The sequence below is a fragment of the Pseudomonas capeferrum genome (assembly GCF_000731675.1).
Taxonomy (GTDB): Bacteria; Pseudomonadota; Gammaproteobacteria; order Pseudomonadales; family Pseudomonadaceae; genus Aquipseudomonas; species Aquipseudomonas capeferrum.
Window position 1 is genome coordinate 335,946 of record NZ_JMIT01000001.1, and the last position, 17,446, is coordinate 353,391.

A 17,446-nucleotide genomic window follows, 5' to 3' on the forward strand; every position below is an offset into this window, starting at 1 on the left:
AAGCGTGGCTAATAGTGCGAATAATAAATAGAAAATTGACTAATCATAGCCCTGGGACGATAAATCGCAGCCATGCATCGACCAGGCGCCACCAGAGCGCCCCGTGATTTCCGATAACTCCTGCCAGAAAAACAAGCAAAGGAGCCCAGCATGAAGCCCACCGCTTCGCCCCAGCCGCGCCGTGCCGCCGCCGCCGCGTTCATCGGCACCATGATCGAGTGGTACGACTTCTACATCTACGCCACCGCCGCTGCACTGGTGTTCGGTGCGTTGTTCTTCCCCTCCGACGACAGCCTGTTCAGCACCATGGCCGCCTTTGGCACCTTTGCCGTCGGTTTCTTTGCCCGCCCGCTGGGCGGCGTCATCTTCGGCCATGTGGGCGACCGCATCGGGCGCAAGAAGTCGCTGGTCATCACCTTGCTGATGATGGGCATCGTCACCGTCTGCATCGGCCTGCTGCCGACCTACGCGCAGATCGGCGCCACCGCGCCGGTGCTGCTGATTGTGCTGCGTATCGTCCAGGGCATCGCCGTGGGCGGGGAGTGGGGCGGGGCGGTGCTGATGGCGGGTGAGCACGCGCCGAAGGGTCGACGCAACTTCTTTGCCTCGTTTGCCCAGCTGGGTAGCCCGGCGGGCCTGATCCTCTCGCTGCTGGCCTTTGGCGCCGTAACCCGGCTGCCGGAAGACCAACTGATGAGCTGGGGCTGGCGTGTGCCGTTCCTGGCCAGCGCACTGTTGCTGCTGGTGGGCCTGGCCATCCGCCTCGGGGTCAACGAATCGCCGGAATTCATCGCCAGCCGCGAGCAGGCCGAAAAGGCCCACCGCAAGGAGCAGGCGCCGGTGTTCGAAGTGCTGCGCACCGCCTGGCGCCCGCTGCTGCTGTGCATCGGTGCCAATACCCTGGGCATTGCCGGGGTCTACTTCACCAACACCTTCATGATCAGCTACACCACCCAACAGTTGCACCTGGATCGCTCGCTGATCCTTGAATGCCTGTTCTTCGTGGCGGTCATCCAGTTTTGCCTGCAACCGCTGGCCGCCTGGTTGTCCGAGAAAGTCGGCGCTACCCGCTTCCTGGCCCTGGTCGCACTGCTGGCGATGGCCTCGCCGTATCCGATGTTCGTGCTGGTCAGCTCGGGCCAGGGCCCGTTGATCGTGCTTGGCATCGCCCTGGCGGCGGCCTGCATGGCGTCGTTCTATGCGGTGATCGCCGGTTACGTCAGCGGCATGTTCGAAACCCGCGTGCGCTACACCGCGATCTCCCTGGCCTACCAGATCTGCGGTGCAATTGCCGGGGGCCTGACGCCGCTGATCGGCACCTGGCTGGCCCGCACCTTCAGCGGCCAGTGGTGGCCGATGGCGGTGTTCTACACCTTGATCGCCTCCATTTCGCTGCTCTGCGTGCTGGCCTTGGCGCGCCAGTACACCCGTAGTCAGCAGCTGGAAATGGCCTGATCCACCCGATTCGATCTGGAGTACCTGTACATGTTGAAAAGCAATGGCGAACGCCTGTGGGCGAGCCTGATGGCCATGGCCGAAGTCGGTGCCACGGCCCGTGGCGGCAGCTGCCGCCTGGCCCTGAGCGATGAAGACAAGGCCGGCCGAGAACTGTTCAGCCACTGGTGCCGCGAGGCCGGCCTGACCCTGTCGGTGGATGCCATCGGCAACCTGTTCGCCCGCCGCGCAGGCACCGATGCGCAGGCTGCACCGGTGATGATGGGCAGCCACCTCGACACCCAGCCCGAAGGCGGCCGTTTCGATGGTGTGTACGGTGTGCTGGCGGGCCTTGAGGTAGTACGCCGGCTCAACGACCTCGGCATCCGCACTCGCAAGCCGCTGGAGATTGCCGTGTGGACCAACGAGGAAGGCGCACGCTTCACGCCGGCCATGTTCGGCTCGGCAGTGTTCACCGGTACCCTTGACCTGCAGCAGGCGCTGGCTATTCGCGATGCTGCGGGCATCAGCGTCGCCGATGAGCTGCAACGCACGGGGTATGCCGGCCAGCGCCCCTTGGGCGGCAAGGTCGATGCTTATTTTGAAGCGCATATCGAGCAAGGCCCGATCCTTGAAGACAACGCCAAATGCATTGGTGTGGTCAGTGGTGGCCAGGCGATTCGCTGGCTCGACGTGACGGTCGAAGGCATGGCCGCCCACGCCGGCACCACGCCGATGCCGCTGCGCAAGGACGCCCTGTACGGCGCGGCACGAATGATCCAGGCGGTGGAGCAACTGGCCGCCGATTTCGCCCCCCAAGGCCTGACCACGGTGGGCGAGCTGTCGATTGCCAAGTCTTCGCGCAACACCATCCCAGGTGTACTGCGCTTCACCGTCGACTTGCGCCACCACCGTGACCAGGCCATTGAGGCGATGGAGCAAGAGCTTGGTCTGAAACTGCAGGCCATCGCCGCGCAGCGTGGCCTGCAGGTACGCATCGAGCGCCATTGGATGAGCCCGGCGACGCCCTTCGACGCCGCTTGTGTGGCCGCCGTGCAACAGGCCGTGGACGGCCTGGGCTATGCCCAGCAGGCGATTGTCAGTGGCGCTGGCCACGACGCTATTCTGCTCGCCCGTTACTGCCCGACAGCCATGGTGTTCATCCCCTGCGTCGGTGGCCTGAGCCACAACGAGGCTGAAGACGTGCTGCCCGACGATGCCCGCCAGGGCGCCGATGTACTGCTCAACGCCGTGCTGGCCCGTGCCGGCCGGGTCGAACAAGGAGAAGCCTGATGCGTTGCTACTTTCACCCCGAACAGCTGCTGCACCACCCGCGCAGCTACTACTCGCGCGGCGCCATGCGTACCCCGCAGGAAGTCCCTGAGCGTGCCCAGCGCCTGTTGCAGGCGGCCAAGGACCTTGGCTTCGACATTCGTCAGCCCGAAGATGCCGGCCTGGGCCCGCTCAAGGCGGTACACGGTGAGGCCTATCTGACGTTCCTCGAAGAAGCCCATGCACGCTGGAAGGAAGTGCCCGAGGAGTGGGGCGACGAGGTCATGTCCAACATTTTCGTGCGCGAGCCCAATGCCCTGCGCGGCATTCTCGCCCAGGCTGGCCGCTACCTGGCCGACGGCAGTTGCCCCGTGGGTGAGAACACCTGGCGCTCGGCCTACTGGTCGGCGCAAAGCGCAGTGGCCGCCGCCAAGGCCATTCTCGGGGGTGAGCCTGCGGCCTATGCGCTGTGCCGCCCACCGGGGCACCATGCGCGTTTCGATGCGGCTGGCGGCTTCTGCTACCTGAACAACGCCGCCGTCGCGGCCCAGGCCTTGCGCGGCCGTTATCGCCGCGTGGCGATCCTCGATACCGACATGCACCATGGGCAAGGGATTCAAGAGATTTTCTACGACCGTAATGATGTGCTGTATGTGTCGGTGCACGGTGACCCGACCAACTTCTACCCGGGGGTGGCCGGGTTCGCGGACGAGCGCGGCGAGGGTGTGGGGGAGGGCTACAACCTCAACCTGCCGATGGCGCACGGGGCCAGTGAGGCGGATTTCATGAATCAGCTTGAGATTGCGCTGAGTGCGGTGAAGGACTTTGGTGCCGAGGTGCTGGTGTTGTCGTTGGGGTTCGATATCTACCAGCTGGACCCGCAGAGCAAGGTGGCGGTGACCACCGATGGGTTTGCGGCGTTGGGTGAGCGGGTTCGGGCGCTGCGCTTGCCGTGTGTGATAGTGCAGGAGGGGGGGTATCACCTGGAGAGTTTGGAGGCGAATGCGCAGGCGTTTTTTGGGGATAGGGTGGATTGGCGTTAGGGTTTGGGTGGGTGTCAGGGCTGCCAGGTGTTCGCCACGGCAAATTCAGCGCATGGGAGATCGAGCGCCGCCCGCGCGACGCTCGATCTTCCAGGCGCTGCAAATGCCATGGCAAGCCCTAAACCCACTAAACCCCACCCCGCCGCACATGCTTCACCAGCACCTTCTCCAACAACTCCCACATCGCAGGGTCGGTACTGAACGCCACATTGAACCGCATCCACCCCGTCGCCTTGGCATCCACCATGAACAACTGCCCAGGCCCAAGCATGATCCCTTGCTCCAGCGCATCGTCCAGCAACGCCGCGCTATCCGGAATCGCCGGATGCCGGGTCCAGATGTACATCCCTTCGTCCGACTCGGTGAACAACTCGAAACCCAGCCGATGCAAGTGCCGGCCCACTTCCTGGTGCGCCTCGGCCAAACGCTGGCGCAGCCGTTTGAGGTGCTTGCGCCAGCGCCCGTCGATGATCGCGGCATACACCACGCGCTCCATCACCTGCGAGGTGGTGAGGCCCGAGCGCATTTTCAGGTGTACCAGTTTCTGCATCAGCTCCGGGTTGGCCATCATGTAGCCAACCCGCACGTTGGGCGAAATGCTCTTCGAGTAACTGCCCACGTACACCACCTGCTGCAGGTGGTCGAGGCTGGCCAGGCATGGCTGCGGCTCGGAGACCATGTCGGCGTACAGGTTGTTCTCCACCAGGCGGAAGCCATGCTGGCTGGCCAGTTGCAGCAAACGGTGCAGCTGCGGCAGCGGGGTGCGTGAGCAGGTCGGGCTGTGCAGGTGCGGCTGGGTGAAGAAGGCCGTCGGGCTGTGGTGCGCCAGCAGTTGTTCCAGCTGGTTGAGGTCGTAGCCGTTGGGCGTGCGCGGTACGCCGATTAGCGTCGCGCCCTGGGTACGTAGGATGCTCATCAGGTTGGGGTAGCCGGGGTCGTCCACCAGCACCACGTCACCTGGGCGTACCAGGGTGCGCGCGGCCAGGTCCAGGGCTTGGCTGGCGCCGTGGGTGAGCATCAGTTGCGCCGGGTTGGCGACAATCGACAGCTCCTGCTGCAGGTTCTGCGCGGTCAGCGCACGCAGTTCCGCCAGGCCCATGGGGTCGCCATAGCCAGACAGCTCCAGCGGGCTCCCGGCGACCTGGCGCAACCCGCGGCGCAGGCCGTCTTCGTACATCCAGTCATTGGGCAACCAGCCGCAGCCGGGCTTGAACGGCAGTTGGCGGATCTCGAAGATCTGCTGCAGGTACCATTCAGAGTTGAACGTTGGTCGACTGGTGTCGGCCTCGGCATTGTGTTTTTCCAGCAACTCGCCGGCCGCGCGATTGATGAAAAAACCCGCGTTGCCCCGGCTTACCAGCAGGCCCTGAGCGACCAGACGATCATAAGCCTCGACCACGGTAAAGGTACTCACCGAGTAAGTCGCGGCAAAGGCGCGGATAGACGGGACCTTGGCCCCAGGCTTGAGCGTCTGGTTGTCGATCAGCTCGCGCAGTCCATCGATGATCTGGTTGACCAGCGGGGTTGGGGAGTCTGGATGTAATTCGAACATTCGGGGGCCTTCAGGGTGCTTGGCGCCAGGCGCCTGCAAGGTGTATTGCATGGGCGGCCTGTACAGTGCAGTGCGAGATTCATGCCACTGTGCATGGCTCTCTGCGTCGGACATTTTTACATTAGGTGTCGGATATCGCCACATAAAGCATGTTCAGTTCGCTCGAAGGGCAAACCTTCGGGCGCGTCAGCAGGCCGCCATGGATGGCCTGCGTGTGTTTGTTCACACCATCCTGCCCGCATTAGCACTGATGTACAGGTGAGGCCGCTAGCCATCGGGGCCTCACAGTTTTCCTTGGATAAAAAGAAGCACGGGGTACACAACTGATGGACGCAACATCCACAACCACCACCGCGAAAGGCGGGCACGAGAGCAAGCTCAGTGCCTCCCTCAAGTCGCGCCACCTGACGATGATGTCGATCGCCGGGGTTATCGGCGGCGCCTTGTTCGTCGGTTCCGGCAGCGTGATCCACAGCGCCGGCCCGGCCGCTGTCCTGGCCTACCTGGCAGGCGGCATCCTGGTGGTGCTGATCATGCGCATGCTCGGCGAAATGGCGACGTCCTCGCCTGACACCGGCTCGTTCTCCACCTACGCCGACCGCGCCATTGGCCGCTGGGCCGGTTTCACCATCGGTTGGCTGTACTGGTGGTACTGGGTAATCCTCATGGCGTGGGAAGCCTACGTGGCGGGCAAGATCCTGCACGGCTTCTTCCCTGACGTCAGTGTCAACGTGTTCGTGCTGGCCACGACCCTGCTGCTGATCACCGTCAACTTCTTCAACGTCAAGCACTACGGTGAGTTCGAGTTCTGGTTCGCCTTGATCAAGGTGATCGCCATCGTCTGCTTCCTGGTGGTGTGCACCGCCGCCGTGATGAACGTCTGGCAGTTTGGTGAAGTGCGCGGCATCAGCCAGCTGACCGCAGAAGGCTTCATGCCTAACGGCATCACCACGGTGATTGGTGCCTTGCTTGGGGTGATGTTCGCCTTCCTCGGTGCCGAGATCGTGACCATTGCGGCATCCGAAGCCAAGGACCCGGCCGCACAGATCGTCAAGGCCACCAACTCGGTGGTATGGCGTGTGTGCCTGTTCTACGTCGGCTCGATCTTCCTGATCGTCTGCCTGGTACCGTGGAACGACCCGCACCTGGGCGTCTCGGGCTATGGCGCCTACCGCCGTACCCTGGAGCTGCTGGGCGTGCCGTATGCCGAGTTGCTGATGAACTTCGTGGTCCTGACCTCGGTCAGCAGCTGCCTGATCTCCGGTCACTACACCGCCTCGCGCATGCTGTTCTCGCTGTCCCAGCGTGGCGATGCGCCGTCGTTCTTCAAGATCACCCGCGCCGGCACCGGCGTACCGGTGTACGCGATCATGGGTTCGTGCGCCGTGGCGGTAGTGTGTGCGCTGATCAACTTCAGCGAGACCCTGCGCCCGAAAGACGTGCTGGACACCCTGATGAACACCACCGGCATGATCGCGTTGCTGGTGTACCTGGTGATCGCCTTCTCGCAACTGCGCATGCGCCGCAAGCTGATCGCCGAAGGCAAGGAAGTTCGCCTGAAGATGTGGCTGTTCCCGTGGCTGACCTACCTGGTGATCGCGTTCATCGTGGCCGCCCTGGTGACCATGGCGTTCATGCCTGACTACCAGATCCTGGTGATCTCCACCGGCATCGCTGCGGCGGTCGTGGTGGCCATGGGCGTCGTGCATCAGATCCGCAGCGCCAAGCGCCACTAAGCCTTAGTCGCTGTTCGAAACGGCCGGCTCCCTTGGGGACCCGGCCGTTTTTGCGTTCAGGGCCTGGCTTTTTTCACTCGCATGCCGGTCAGGCATGTGGAAGCGCTGGTTCATCCAGGGTGAGCCGAGCAGGGCGGCGGCAGCGATCAGGGTCAGGATGGCCAGGGCCAGGTATGTTTTCATAGGCATGCGCATGTAAGGACTGACTTCAAGCATAGGCAGTCAGTTCCGGCCTGCGAGGAACCCCTAACAGGCAGCACATGGCTTATGCTCAGCGCATTGCCCGCCCAAAGGAGCCGCACATGGCCTGGTCCGCCACCCAGTATTCCCTCTTCGAAAATGAGCGCACCCGCGCCGTACGCGACCTGCTGACTGCCGTGCCGCCACACCCGGTGCGTCATGCCACGGACCTGGGCTGCGGCCCGGGCAACTCCACCGAAGTGCTGCTGCAGCGTTACCCCGATGCCCAGGTAATGGCGCTGGACAGCGACCCCGACATGATCGACAAGGCCCGTGAGCGCAAACGGTTGTGTGTGCCCCGGGTACGCTGCGCCATTGCCGACATTGGCAAATGGACCGCGCCGCAAGCACAGGACCTGATCCTGGCCAATGCCTCGCTGCAATGGGTGCCCAACCATGCTTCGCTGTACCCGCACCTGGTCAGCCAGTTGAGCGAGGGCGGCAGCCTGGCGGTGCAGACCCCAGACAACCTCGACGAGCCGGCGCACCGGCAATTGCGCGAGATCGCCAGCCAAGGCCCGTGGGCCGCCAAGTTTGCCGACTACCAACTGCCGCCCAGGCACAATGCGGCGTTCTATTACGACTTGCTCAGCCCACTGTGCACGCGGGTGGATGTGTGGCGTACCACTTACCATCACCCCTTGGAGGGTGGCGCCGAAGCCGTGGTGGAGTGGTTCAAGGGCTCGGCGTTGCGGCCTTACCTGGCCAGGCTGGACGAGCACGAGCAGGCAGGCTTCCTGCAGATGTACCTGCAGGCGATGCAGCGCGACTACCCGCCGTCCACCGACGGCAAGGTATTGCTGCCGTTCCCGCGGTTGTTCGTGATCGCTACCCGGTAGGGCGGCGCCAGCGCCAAAGCACGTAACCGTAAATGCCGACATTGAGCAGCAACACCACGGTGCCCAGCAGCAACTGGGTCTGTGGTGTCAGGCCGGCGGGGTAGATGAGCGGCCAGATGTAATGCTCGACGAAGCCGCCCTGGTAGCCCGCATCGCCAGCGGCGCTGCGCATGCGGTTTTCCCAGCTGGTCAGCGGGCAACCCAGGTGCAGGTATTCCACCGCCAGGCCCCAGGCCAGGGCTGGAATGTGCAGCAGCAGGGCAGGGCGCCAACGCAGCACCAGCAGGCCGCCGAACAGCACCAGCAGGATGAAGGCCAGGTGCAGCAGCACCAGCGTGTCGGCGGTCAGGCGAAAGAGCATTGGCAGTTATCCAGGCGGTAGGGTGACGCGAGCTTTGCGTTAGCGGGAAGCGATGGAGCGGATTTACAACCCTTCCTGCACCATTTGCAAGAACGTCGCCACCACCCGCCGTGTACGCTGCTCGCTCAGGCACACCAGCGTCTCGGTCAAGTGCCGCTGGCAATCGACGATCGGCAACGCACACACGCGCGCATCGGCGCCAAACTCCGCCGCCGACACCACCCCCACGCCAATCCCCACCACCACCGCTTCACGTGCCGCTTCCCGGCCCTCTACCTGGATCGCCGGCCGAATCCGCAAGCCGGCCCGCTGCATCTCTTCCTCCAGCGTCTGTCGCGTCACCGACCCAGGCTCGCGCAGCACCAGCGGTGTGTCATCCAGGTCCGCCAGGCTGATCGAGCCGCGGCTGGCCCACGGGTGGTGATGGGAAACGAACGCCACCATCGGGTCGCGGCGCAGTGGCAGGCAATGCAGGCGCTCATCGTCGACATCCCGCCCCAGCAGTGCCAGGTCGGCCTGGTAGCTGAACAGCCGGGCCAGCGACTCATCGGTGTTGCCGGTCTCGATCTTCACCTGGATACCCGGGTAGCGCTGGCAGAACCGGGCGATCTGCGGCAGCACATGCACCGGTGCATCCACCGCCAGCACCAGGCTGCCGGTGTGCAGGGCGCGCGAGTCCTGCAGCAGCTCAAGGGCTTCGGCTTCGCAGGCGAACAGGCGTTGGCTGATGCCCAGCAGGCGCTCGCCCAGGTCGGTCAATTGCACCGAGCGCTTGTTGCGGTGAAACAGCAGCACGCCAAAGCGCTCTTCGAGCTTGCGCACCTGGTCGGAGACTGCCGGCTGGGTAAGAAACAGCTTTTGCGCCGCACGGGTAAAGCTGCCGTGAACCGCCACCGCGTGGAAGGCCTTGAGTTGAGCGTGTGAGACCGACATGACGACTCCAGTAACAAGCTGAGCTTATGTGTGAAATACAATAAATCGATTTTATTTATCAGTCACCAGCTGTTTCCATAGCTCTCAGCCCAACGCTGGTGCCACAAGCGCCAGCCGGGCCATGGTGCTCTTGCAGCGCCATCTGACCCGATGACGGGCCACCGTCATCGCTGTGCGCAACACAAGAACAAGACAGGCGTTTCTTCACATTCTGCCGGCACACTTGAGCAAGAGGTCAGACTCACATGAACCATTCCCTAGCCACGTTCAAACGCTGGCGTATGCAGATTTTCGCAATTACCTGGCTGGCTTATGCCGCCTTCTACTTCACCCGCAAGGCCTTCTCGGTGGCCAAGCTGGGTATCGCCGAAGACCCAAGCTTCATGCTCGACAAGGCCGCCATGGCCAACCTCGATGCCATCTACCTGGCTGCCTATGCGGTGGGCCAGTTCACCTGGGGCATGCTTGCCGACCGCTTCGGCCCCCGCGTGGTGGTGCTCGGCGGTTTACTGATTTCGGCGGCGGCGGCCGTGGTGATGGGCAGCTACGCGACCTTCCCGATCTTCGCCACCTGCATGTTGATCCAGGGCTTGGCGCAGTCCACCGGCTGGGCCGGCTTGTGCAAGAACATCGGCAGTTTCTTCCCCGCCGCGCAGCGCGGCCGGGTGCTGGGCCTGTGGAGCTCGTGCTATGCCTTCGGCGGCCTGGTGGCCTCGCCGTTTGCTGGCTGGTGGGCCTACACCCTGGTCGGTACCTGGCACGCAGCGTTTTACTCCAGTGCCGCCGTGGTCGCGCTGGTGGCCGTGCTGTTCTTCTTCCTGCAGCGCAACAAACCTGAAGACGTCGGCTTGCCCGCCGTCGAACCCGAGCCGCAAAGCATGGCGCCGGGCGCCAACCTGTGCAGCGTCTGGGCGCCACTGCGCGAGATCATGCGCAACCGCACGGTACTGACCCTGGGCCTGGCCTACTTTCTGCTCAAACCGGCGCGCTACGCCATCTTGCTGTGGGGGCCGGTAATCGTCTTCGAGCAGATGCCATCGGTGGGCAAGGTCGGCGCGGCGATTATCCCGACCGCCTTCGAGCTGGCTGGGCTGTTGGGGCCGATCATGATTGGCCTGGCCTCCGACAAACTGTTCGGCGCGCGGCGCATGCCGGCCTGCGTGATCAGCTTGCTGCTGTTGACGGTGACCCTGGCGGCGTTCATGGCGGCCATGCACAGCGGCAGCGTCGTCATGGTGGTGGGCCTGCTGTTTGTCATGGGCCTGACCCTGTACGGGCCGGATTCGATGATCAGCGGCGCGGCTGCCATCGACTTCGGTACGGCCAAGGCCGGTGCCACTGCCGCGGGCTTCGTCAATGGTTGCGGCTCGGTGGGGGCGGTGCTTGGCGGCCTGCTGCCCGGTTACTTCGACAGCGTCACGGTGTTCATCGTGTTCGCCGGTTGCGCACTGTTCTCGGCCCTGGTGCTGTTGCCGCACTGGAACAGCCGCCCTGCCAGCCTGGCCGAAGCCAATGACGTGGCACCCAACACCAGCATGGCGATCAAGCCACTGCGTACCTAAAGGAAAGCGAGCGAATGAGACCCTTCTGGCTGCAACAGGCCCTGGATTCGGAGCAGGATGCGCTATGCCCGCCGCTGCAAGGCGACGCGCGTTGCGACGTATGCATCGTTGGCGGGGGCTACACCGGCCTCTGGACTGCACTGATGCTCAAGGAGGCGGCGCCGGCGCTGGACGTGATGCTGATCGAAGCAGACATCTGCGGCGCAGGTGCCAGTGGGCGCAACGGCGGTTGCGCGCTTTCCTGGTCGGCCAAGTACTTCACCCTCGAACGCTTGTTCGGCACGGCCGAGGCGGTGCGCCTGGTGCGCGAGTCGGAGCGCAGTATCGCGGCCATTGGTGCGTTCTGCGCGGCCAATGGCATCGACTGCGACTACCGCCTCGACGGCACCTTGTACACCGCCACCAACCAGGCCCAGGTGGGCGCGACCGATGCGGTGATCGCGGCGCTGGCGCAGCAGGGCATCAACTCATTCGAACGCCTGCCGCTGGAGGCTGTGCAGCGCCTGGCCGGTTCGGCGCGGCACCTGGAAGGCTGGTTCTCCCCGGCGGCCGCCACCGTGCAGCCTGGGCGGCTGGTGCGTGGCCTGCGCCGTGTGGCCTTGCAGCGCGGGGTGCGCATCCATGAAGGCACGGCCATGGCCAGCCTGGAACACGGCGCGCCAGTGCAGGTGCGTACCGCCCACGGGACGGTGCGCGCCGACCGCGTGGTGCTGGGCCTCAATGCCTGGATGGCGCGGGCCTTCCCGCAGTTCGAGCGCAGCGTGGCCATCGTCTCCAGCGACATGGTGATCACCGAGCCGTGCCCCGACCTGCTGCGCGAAATTGGCTTGAACAACGGCGTCAGCGTGCTCGACTCGCGGATCTTCGTGCATTACTACCACAACACCTCCGATGGCCGGCTGATGCTCGGCAAGGGCGGCAATACCTTCGCCTATGGCGGGCGCATGCTGCCGGTGTTCGACCAGCCTTCGCCGTACCGGCCGCTGCTGCGCGAAAGCCTGGGCGCGTTCTTTCCGGCCCTGGCCGAGGTGCCGCTGGCGGCCAGCTGGAACGGCCCGTCGGACCGCTCGGTGACCGGGCTGCCGTTCTTCGGCCGGCTGGACGGGCAGGGCAATGTGTTCTACGGCTTTGGTTATTCCGGCAGCGGCGTCGGGCCGTGCCACATGGGCGGGCAGATCCTCTCGTCGCTGGCGTTGGGGTTGGACAACCCGTGGTCACGTTCGCCGCTGGTCAACGGCCCGCTGGGGTTGTTCCCGCCCGAGCCGATTCGCTACCTGGGCTCGCTGATGGTGCGCAATGCCATCCGTCGCAAGGAGCGCGCCGAGGACCGCGGGCAACGGCCACGGCACCTGGATGTGCGCCTGGCGCGTTTCGCGGCGGCGGCCGGCAAGGCCGACAAAGCATAAGATTTTTTGTCGATCACAGGCCCGAGGGCGTATAAACTGCACCCACTTTTTGGCCGGTCGCTTCCTGAACTGGCCGTTGAAACAAGAGAGTCGACATGGGCGCACAGTGGAAAGCCAAACATAGAGAAACAGCGGCCAATGCCAAAGGCAAGGTCATGGGCAAGCTGTCAAAAGAGATTCAGATCGCTGCCAAATCGGGCGCCGATCCCGACATGAACCCGCGCCTGCGCCTGGCCATCGTGCAGGCCAAGAAGGCCTCGATGACCCGCGAGACTCTGGATCGGGCAATCCGCAAAGGTGCTGGCCTGGACGGTGATGCCGTGCAGTACCATGCGGTGAGCTACGAAGGCTTCGCACCGCACCAGGTGCCGCTGATCGTCGAGTGCCTGACCGACAACATCAACCGTACCGTCGCGCAGGTGCGTGTGCTGTTCCGCAAGGGCCAGCTGGGTGCAAGCGGCTCGGTGGCCTGGGACTTCAACCACGTCGGCCTGATCGAAGCCACCCCGAACGGCGATGCCGACCCGGAAATGGCCGCCATCGAAGCCGGTGCCCAGGACTTCGAGGAAGGCGAAGAAGAGGGTTCGACCCTGTTCATCACCGACACCACCGACCTGGACGCTGTGCAGAAGGCCCTGCCGGAGCATGGCTTTACCGTGGTCTCGGCAAAGATCGGCTACACGCCGAAGAACCCGGTGAGTGCTGCCAGCCTGAGCGCTGAGGCGTTGGCCGAGGTCGAGGCGTTCCTCGAGGCGATCGACGAGAACGATGACGTGCAGAACGTCTATGTCGGCCTGACTGACTGATTTGTGCCTCTGGGGCCGCTTGGCGGCCCTTTCGCGACGCAAGTCCGCTCCTACTGGTACAGCGCTGTACCTGTAGGAGCGGCCTTGTGTCGCGAAACGAGGGCGCAGCCCTCGCCTGCGGCCCGGAGACGAACACCCATGAACCCAACTTTCGCCTCCCTCAGCCTCGCCCACCTGCGTACCCTCGACCACCTGCTGCAGCTGAAAAACCTCAGCCACGCCGCCGAGCGCCTGGGCGTCAGCCAATCGGCCCTGAGCCGCCAACTGGCCCACCTGCGCGAAGCCTTCGACGACCCGCTGCTGGTGCGCCAAGGCCGTGGCTACGTGCTCAGCGAATATGCCGAAGCGTTGGTCGAACCCCTGCGCCAGGTACTCGAAGAACTCCAGGCCCTGCGCCAACCGGCCGTGTTCGACCCGGCCCGTTGCGAACGGCGCTTCTGCCTGGCGGCCTCCGACTACGTCGCCGAGCACATGCTGCCGTTGCTGGTGGCGGCGCTGGAGCACGAAGCTCCCGGCGTCAGCCTCGAATACCGCACCTGGCAAGCCGGCCAGTATGCCTTGCTGGCCAGCGGCGAAATCGACCTGGCCACCACCTTGTTCGACGAGTCGCCCGCCAACCTGCATGGTCGCTTGCTCGGTGAGGACCGCGCCGTCTGCCTGATGCGCCGCGATCACCCGCTGACAGCCCATCACACGCTCAGCCAGGCGGACTACCTGGCGCACAAGCATGTGCGTATCTCCGGTGGTGGCGACAAGGACAGCTTCATCGACCGCCACTTGCGCGCCCAGGGCCTGCAGCGGCGGGTCAGCCTGGAAGTGCCGTTTTTCTCCGCCACGGTGCAGGTGATCGGCAACAGCCAGGCGGTGGCGACGGTGCCCGAGCACATTGCCCGGCAACTGTGCCGCCTGCATGACCTGGCCTGGCGGCCCCTGGGCTTTATCGACCACAGCCAGCGCTACTGGGTGGTCTGGCACCAGCGCCTGCAGGCCTCGGCCGAGCACCGCTGGTTGCGCAACCGGGTGTTCGAATTGTGGCGCCAGTCGCAGTTCGGCGTGCACGGTGGGCATGCGCCAACGCCATAGGAGGTATGCGCGAAGCGGGGTTCATTGGGGGGCAGGCGGCACTTAGACTGAAAGGCAGCAAACTGCCCAAAGGAGACCGCCCGTGACCCCCGAACAATTCCGCCTGTACGGCCACCAACTGATCGACCTGATCGCCGACTACCGCCAAACCGTGGGCGACCGCCCGGTGATGGCCCAGGTCGAGCCCGGCTACCTGAAGGCAGCCCTGCCAGCATGTGCCCCGCAGCAGGGCGAACCGTTCGAGGCGATTCTCGACGACGTCAACAAACTGGTCATGCCAGGCCTGTCCCATTGGCAGCACCCGGATTTCTACGGCTACTTCCCCTCCAACGGCACGTTGTCGTCAGTGCTGGGTGATTTTCTCAGCACCGGCCTGGGCGTACTGGGCCTGTCGTGGCAGTCCAGCCCGGCCTTGAGCGAACTGGAAGAAACCACCCTTGACTGGCTGCGCCAGCTGCTGGGCCTGTCAGGGCAATGGAGCGGGGTGATCCAGGACACCGCCTCGACCAGTACCCTGGTGGCGCTGATCTGCGCCCGCGAACGTGCCAGCGGTTACGCGTTGGTGCGTGGCGGCCTGCAGGCCCAGGCCAAGCCGCTGATCGTCTACGTCAGCGCTCACGCCCACAGTTCGGTGGACAAGGCCGCACTGCTGGCAGGTTTTGGCCGTGACAACATTCGCCTGATCCCCACCGACGAGCGCTTCGCCCTGCAGCCGGCTGCCCTGCAAGCAGCCATCGAGCAGGACCTGGCGGCGGGTAACCAGCCGTGTGCGGTGGTTGCGACCACCGGCACCACTACCACCACGGCACTCGACCCGCTTCGCCCGATCGGTGAAATCACCCAGGCCCATGGCCTGTGGCTGCATGTCGACTCGGCCATGGCCGGCTCGGCGATGATCCTGCCGGAGTGCCGCTGGATGTGGGATGGCATCGAGCTGGCCGACTCGGTGGTGGTCAATGCGCACAAGTGGCTGGGCGTGGCCTTCGACTGTTCGATCTACTACGTGCGCGACCCGCAGCACCTGATCCGCGTGATGAGCACCAACCCCAGCTATTTGCAGTCGGCGGTGGATGACGAGGTGAAGAACCTGCGCGACTGGGGCATCCCGCTGGGGCGCCGGTTCCGTGCGCTGAAACTGTGGTTCATGTTGCGCAGTGAGGGTGTCGAAGCGCTGCAGGCACGCTTGCGGCGTGATCTGGAGAATGCCCAGTGGCTTGCCGAGCAGGTCGAGGCGACGCCGGGCTGGGAACTGCTGGCGCCGGTGCAATTGCAGACGTTGTGCATCCAGCATCGGCCGGCGGGGCTGGAAGGGGAGGCGTTGGATGCGCATACCCGCGGCTGGGCCGAGCGGCTCAATACGTCTGGGGATGCCTATGTGACGCCGGCAACCTTGAATGGCCGGTGGATGGTGCGGGTGTCGGTGGGGGCGCTGCCTACCGAGCGTGAGCATGTCGAGAAACTGTGGCGGGGGCTGCAGGCAGTGGTCAAGGGCTGAAAATGCAGGGGGCCGCAAAAGCGGCCCCCTACGGTCTATCAGTGGCTTACGGTCTGGAGGCTACCTTTACGGCTGGCCTCATACGCTTCTTTGTCCATCGGCTTGGCCTGCGGATTGCCCAGGTCTTCCATCGCCATACGGTGGGTTTCCGGTGCAATGTACGCCGCCAGGGCGCAGATGCAGGTGATGAAGAACGCCATGCTCCCGACCACCAGCGGAATGTTGTCCGAGCCTGGCGGTGCCACGATGGCGAACAGCGCGGGCAACATGGCGGTCAGCATGGTGCCGATGTTCTGCGCAATGGCCATGGCCGAAACACGGTAACGGGTGTGGAACAGCTCGGGGTAGAAGCTTGGGAACACCGCGTTGTAGCCCTGGTAGACCATGCCCCACATCACGATCGAGGCGGCGAAGGCCAGCGGCACGTTCTGGATGCTGATCGCATACAGGTAGACGAAGGCCAGCAGGCCTGAGCCCAGGCACCCGGCGATCATGGTCGGGCGCCGGCCGATCTTGTCGGAAAGGTTGCCGACAAAAGGAATCACCAGCACCGCAACGATATTGCCGACCACCGGGATCCACAGGTACACGCTCTTGTCGAAGCCGATGCCATAGGCCGGCTGCACCGCGTAGGCCGCGCCGAAGATGGTGGCGACCACCGGAATCACGTTCATCAGTGCCATGAACATCACCAGCACCATGTGTTTCCAGCTATGGCGGAAGGCCTCGCTGACCGGCGACTTGGCGACTTTGTCCTGCTTCTCTTCCTTCACGAACGCAGGCGTCTCGTGCACTTCCTTACGGATGATGAAGCCGGCGATCAGCACCACGGCGCTCATCAGGAACGGAATGCGCCAGCCCCAGTCATTGAAGGCTTCGCTGGGCATGAAGTAGGCCAGTGGCAGGAATACCGCCGCCGCCAGAACCTGGCCGGCTTGCACGCCTTGCAGGGTGAAACTGGCGTAGTAGCCACGTCGGCCGAATGGCGCATGCTCCATGATCATCGAACTGGCCCCGGAAATCTCGCCGGCCACGGCAAAGCCCTGGATCAGGCGCAGCACCACCAGCAAGACGGGGGCGAGGATGCCGATGTCGTGGTAGGTGGGCAGCAGGCCCACAGCCATGGTCGACAGGCCCATCAGGAACATGCACAGCAGCAGGACGTTCTTGCGCCCGCGGGTATCACCCCAGTGGCCGAGCACAAAGGCCCCGACCGGGCGGGCCAGGTAGCCGACACCGTAGGTAGCCAGCGAGGCGATGATCGCCATCTTGGGGTCGGTATTGGGGAAGAAGATCTGCGGGAAGATCAGGGCCGCAGCCTGGGCATAGATGAAGAAGTCGTAGTACTCGAGTGCCGAGCCTATCCATCCACTGGCGGTCGCTTTCTTGGCTTGAGAGCTGGAGTGAGCCATCGTTGTCTCCGTTGTTCTTGTTGGTTCCCGCACGGCGCATGGCGAACGTGGGGTTATCTCGGGAGTGGGGTCAAACGTGAAGTGCGGGGGTATTCCGCGCCAAGGCCGTGACAGACAGCCAGGAGACAGGTGCGGAACGCAAGGCCAGAGCAGTGTTCATAGGTCGGTACCCGGTTTTATTGAACTTATTATGTTGTGACGTTGGGCTTGTCAGCGCAGGTTCTGCCGAACGACCGTCTTGGCAAAGGGCATCGGTCGGTGTGCCTGCGTCT

General features: G+C 64.2%; 15 protein-coding genes. 10 read left to right on the forward strand and 5 right to left on the reverse strand.

Going from position 1 to position 17,446, the window contains the following annotated elements; genetic code table 11:
* The first annotated feature begins 150 nt into the window (after window positions 1-150).
* Genes PC358_RS01830 through PC358_RS01840 form a run of 3 tightly spaced genes read left to right on the forward strand, consistent with a single transcriptional unit; the run spans window position 151 to window position 3,749 of the window.
* The gene (locus PC358_RS01830; RefSeq protein WP_033697104.1) at window positions 151-1,455 is read left to right on the forward strand and encodes an MFS transporter; all 1,305 of its coding nucleotides are present in this window, start codon (window positions 151-153) and stop codon (window positions 1,453-1,455) included.
* 30 nt (window positions 1,456-1,485) lie between these two features.
* Window positions 1,486-2,727, forward strand: coding sequence for a Zn-dependent hydrolase (locus tag PC358_RS01835; protein WP_033697105.1), 1,242 nt, complete (start codon window positions 1,486-1,488; stop codon window positions 2,725-2,727).
* Window positions 2,727-3,749, forward strand: a complete 1,023-nt coding sequence (locus tag PC358_RS01840) for a histone deacetylase family protein (protein ID WP_033697106.1) — start codon at window positions 2,727-2,729, stop codon at window positions 3,747-3,749. The genes PC358_RS01835 and PC358_RS01840 overlap by 1 nt, the downstream gene beginning before the upstream one ends.
* A 127-nt stretch (window positions 3,750-3,876) precedes the next feature.
* Here the strand turns inward: PC358_RS01840 and PC358_RS01845 are convergent, their stop codons facing one another.
* Complete coding sequence (locus PC358_RS01845; protein ID WP_033699971.1) at window positions 3,877-5,301, reverse strand: aminotransferase-like domain-containing protein; 1,425 nt, start codon at window positions 5,299-5,301, stop codon at window positions 3,877-3,879.
* Window positions 5,302-5,627: 326 nt separating this feature from the next.
* On the opposite strand from PC358_RS01845, the gene PC358_RS01850 reads away from it, so the two are divergent.
* Window positions 5,628-7,037: an amino acid permease gene (locus tag PC358_RS01850; protein WP_033697107.1), complete on the forward strand. Its 1,410-nt coding sequence runs from the start codon at window positions 5,628-5,630 to the stop codon at window positions 7,035-7,037.
* A 3-nt stretch (window positions 7,038-7,040) separates the two neighbouring features.
* Here PC358_RS01850 and PC358_RS01855 read toward each other — a convergent pair whose 3' ends face one another.
* Window positions 7,041-7,232, reverse strand: a complete 192-nt coding sequence (locus tag PC358_RS01855) for a hypothetical protein (RefSeq protein WP_033699973.1) — start codon at window positions 7,230-7,232, stop codon at window positions 7,041-7,043.
* 107 nt (window positions 7,233-7,339) lie between these two features.
* Here PC358_RS01855 and tam point away from each other — a divergent pair, with 107 nt between their 5' ends.
* The gene (gene tam, locus PC358_RS01860) at window positions 7,340-8,116 is read left to right on the forward strand and encodes a trans-aconitate 2-methyltransferase (RefSeq protein WP_033697108.1); all 777 of its coding nucleotides are present in this window, start codon (window positions 7,340-7,342) and stop codon (window positions 8,114-8,116) included.
* Here the strand turns inward: tam and PC358_RS01865 are convergent.
* Both PC358_RS01865 and PC358_RS01870 read right to left on the reverse strand, forming a co-directional pair.
* Window positions 8,106-8,477 (reverse strand): DUF2784 domain-containing protein, encoded by a 372-nt coding sequence (locus tag PC358_RS01865; protein ID WP_033697110.1) that lies wholly within the window; start codon window positions 8,475-8,477, stop codon window positions 8,106-8,108. The genes tam and PC358_RS01865 overlap by 11 nt on opposite strands.
* A gap of 63 nt (window positions 8,478-8,540) precedes the next feature.
* Window positions 8,541-9,410 (reverse strand): LysR substrate-binding domain-containing protein, encoded by an 870-nt coding sequence (locus PC358_RS01870; RefSeq protein WP_033697112.1) that lies wholly within the window; start codon window positions 9,408-9,410, stop codon window positions 8,541-8,543.
* A 245-nt stretch (window positions 9,411-9,655) separates the two neighbouring features.
* Here PC358_RS01870 and PC358_RS01875 point away from each other — a divergent pair, with 245 nt between their 5' ends.
* From PC358_RS01875 to PC358_RS01895, 5 genes are all read left to right on the forward strand, one after another.
* Complete coding sequence (locus PC358_RS01875; RefSeq protein ID WP_033697113.1) at window positions 9,656-10,972, forward strand: MFS transporter; 1,317 nt, start codon at window positions 9,656-9,658, stop codon at window positions 10,970-10,972.
* Window positions 10,973-10,986: 14 nt separating this feature from the next.
* Entirely contained in the window at window positions 10,987-12,378 is a 1,392-nt protein-coding gene (locus PC358_RS01880; protein WP_033697115.1) for an FAD-dependent oxidoreductase, read from the forward strand.
* Between the two features lie 95 nt (window positions 12,379-12,473).
* Window positions 12,474-13,184: a YebC/PmpR family DNA-binding transcriptional regulator gene (locus PC358_RS01885; protein ID WP_033697117.1), complete on the forward strand. Its 711-nt coding sequence runs from the start codon at window positions 12,474-12,476 to the stop codon at window positions 13,182-13,184.
* Between the two features lie 138 nt (window positions 13,185-13,322).
* Window positions 13,323-14,267, forward strand: a complete 945-nt coding sequence (locus PC358_RS01890; protein ID WP_033697119.1) for a LysR family transcriptional regulator — start codon at window positions 13,323-13,325, stop codon at window positions 14,265-14,267.
* 82 nt (window positions 14,268-14,349) lie between these two features.
* Window positions 14,350-15,762 (forward strand): DOPA decarboxylase, encoded by a 1,413-nt coding sequence (locus tag PC358_RS01895; protein ID WP_033697121.1) that lies wholly within the window; start codon window positions 14,350-14,352, stop codon window positions 15,760-15,762.
* 38 nt (window positions 15,763-15,800) lie between these two features.
* Here the strand turns inward: PC358_RS01895 and PC358_RS01900 are convergent, their stop codons facing one another.
* Window positions 15,801-17,174 carry an MFS transporter gene (locus tag PC358_RS01900; RefSeq protein ID WP_033697123.1) on the reverse strand — a complete coding sequence of 458 codons (1,374 nt, stop codon included), beginning with the start codon at window positions 17,172-17,174 and terminating at the stop codon, window positions 15,801-15,803.
* Between the last annotated feature and the right edge of the window lie 272 nt (window positions 17,175-17,446).

What these genes read in the sequence shown, in the direction of transcription:
- PC358_RS01835 (WP_033697105.1), top strand. Translation starts at nt 1,486, where the DNA reads ATGTTGAAAAGCAATGGCGAACGCCTGTGGGCGAGCCTGATGGCCATG.
- PC358_RS01845 (WP_033699971.1), bottom strand. Translation starts at nt 5,301, where the DNA reads ATGTTCGAATTACATCCAGACTCCCCAACCCCGCTGGTCAACCAGATC.
- PC358_RS01890 (WP_033697119.1), top strand. Translation starts at nt 13,323, where the DNA reads ATGAACCCAACTTTCGCCTCCCTCAGCCTCGCCCACCTGCGTACCCTC.
- PC358_RS01870 (WP_033697112.1), bottom strand. Translation starts at nt 9,410, where the DNA reads ATGTCGGTCTCACACGCTCAACTCAAGGCCTTCCACGCGGTGGCGGTT.
- PC358_RS01880 (WP_033697115.1), top strand. Translation starts at nt 10,987, where the DNA reads ATGAGACCCTTCTGGCTGCAACAGGCCCTGGATTCGGAGCAGGATGCG.
- tam (WP_033697108.1), top strand. Translation starts at nt 7,340, where the DNA reads ATGGCCTGGTCCGCCACCCAGTATTCCCTCTTCGAAAATGAGCGCACC.
- PC358_RS01885 (WP_033697117.1), top strand. Translation starts at nt 12,474, where the DNA reads ATGGGCGCACAGTGGAAAGCCAAACATAGAGAAACAGCGGCCAATGCC.
- PC358_RS01855 (WP_033699973.1), bottom strand. Translation starts at nt 7,232, where the DNA reads ATGCGCATGCCTATGAAAACATACCTGGCCCTGGCCATCCTGACCCTG.
- PC358_RS01850 (WP_033697107.1), top strand. Translation starts at nt 5,628, where the DNA reads ATGGACGCAACATCCACAACCACCACCGCGAAAGGCGGGCACGAGAGC.
- PC358_RS01840 (WP_033697106.1), top strand. Translation starts at nt 2,727, where the DNA reads ATGCGTTGCTACTTTCACCCCGAACAGCTGCTGCACCACCCGCGCAGC.
- PC358_RS01830 (WP_033697104.1), top strand. Translation starts at nt 151, where the DNA reads ATGAAGCCCACCGCTTCGCCCCAGCCGCGCCGTGCCGCCGCCGCCGCG.
- PC358_RS01865 (WP_033697110.1), bottom strand. Translation starts at nt 8,477, where the DNA reads ATGCTCTTTCGCCTGACCGCCGACACGCTGGTGCTGCTGCACCTGGCC.
- PC358_RS01900 (WP_033697123.1), bottom strand. Translation starts at nt 17,174, where the DNA reads ATGGCTCACTCCAGCTCTCAAGCCAAGAAAGCGACCGCCAGTGGATGG.
- PC358_RS01875 (WP_033697113.1), top strand. Translation starts at nt 9,656, where the DNA reads ATGAACCATTCCCTAGCCACGTTCAAACGCTGGCGTATGCAGATTTTC.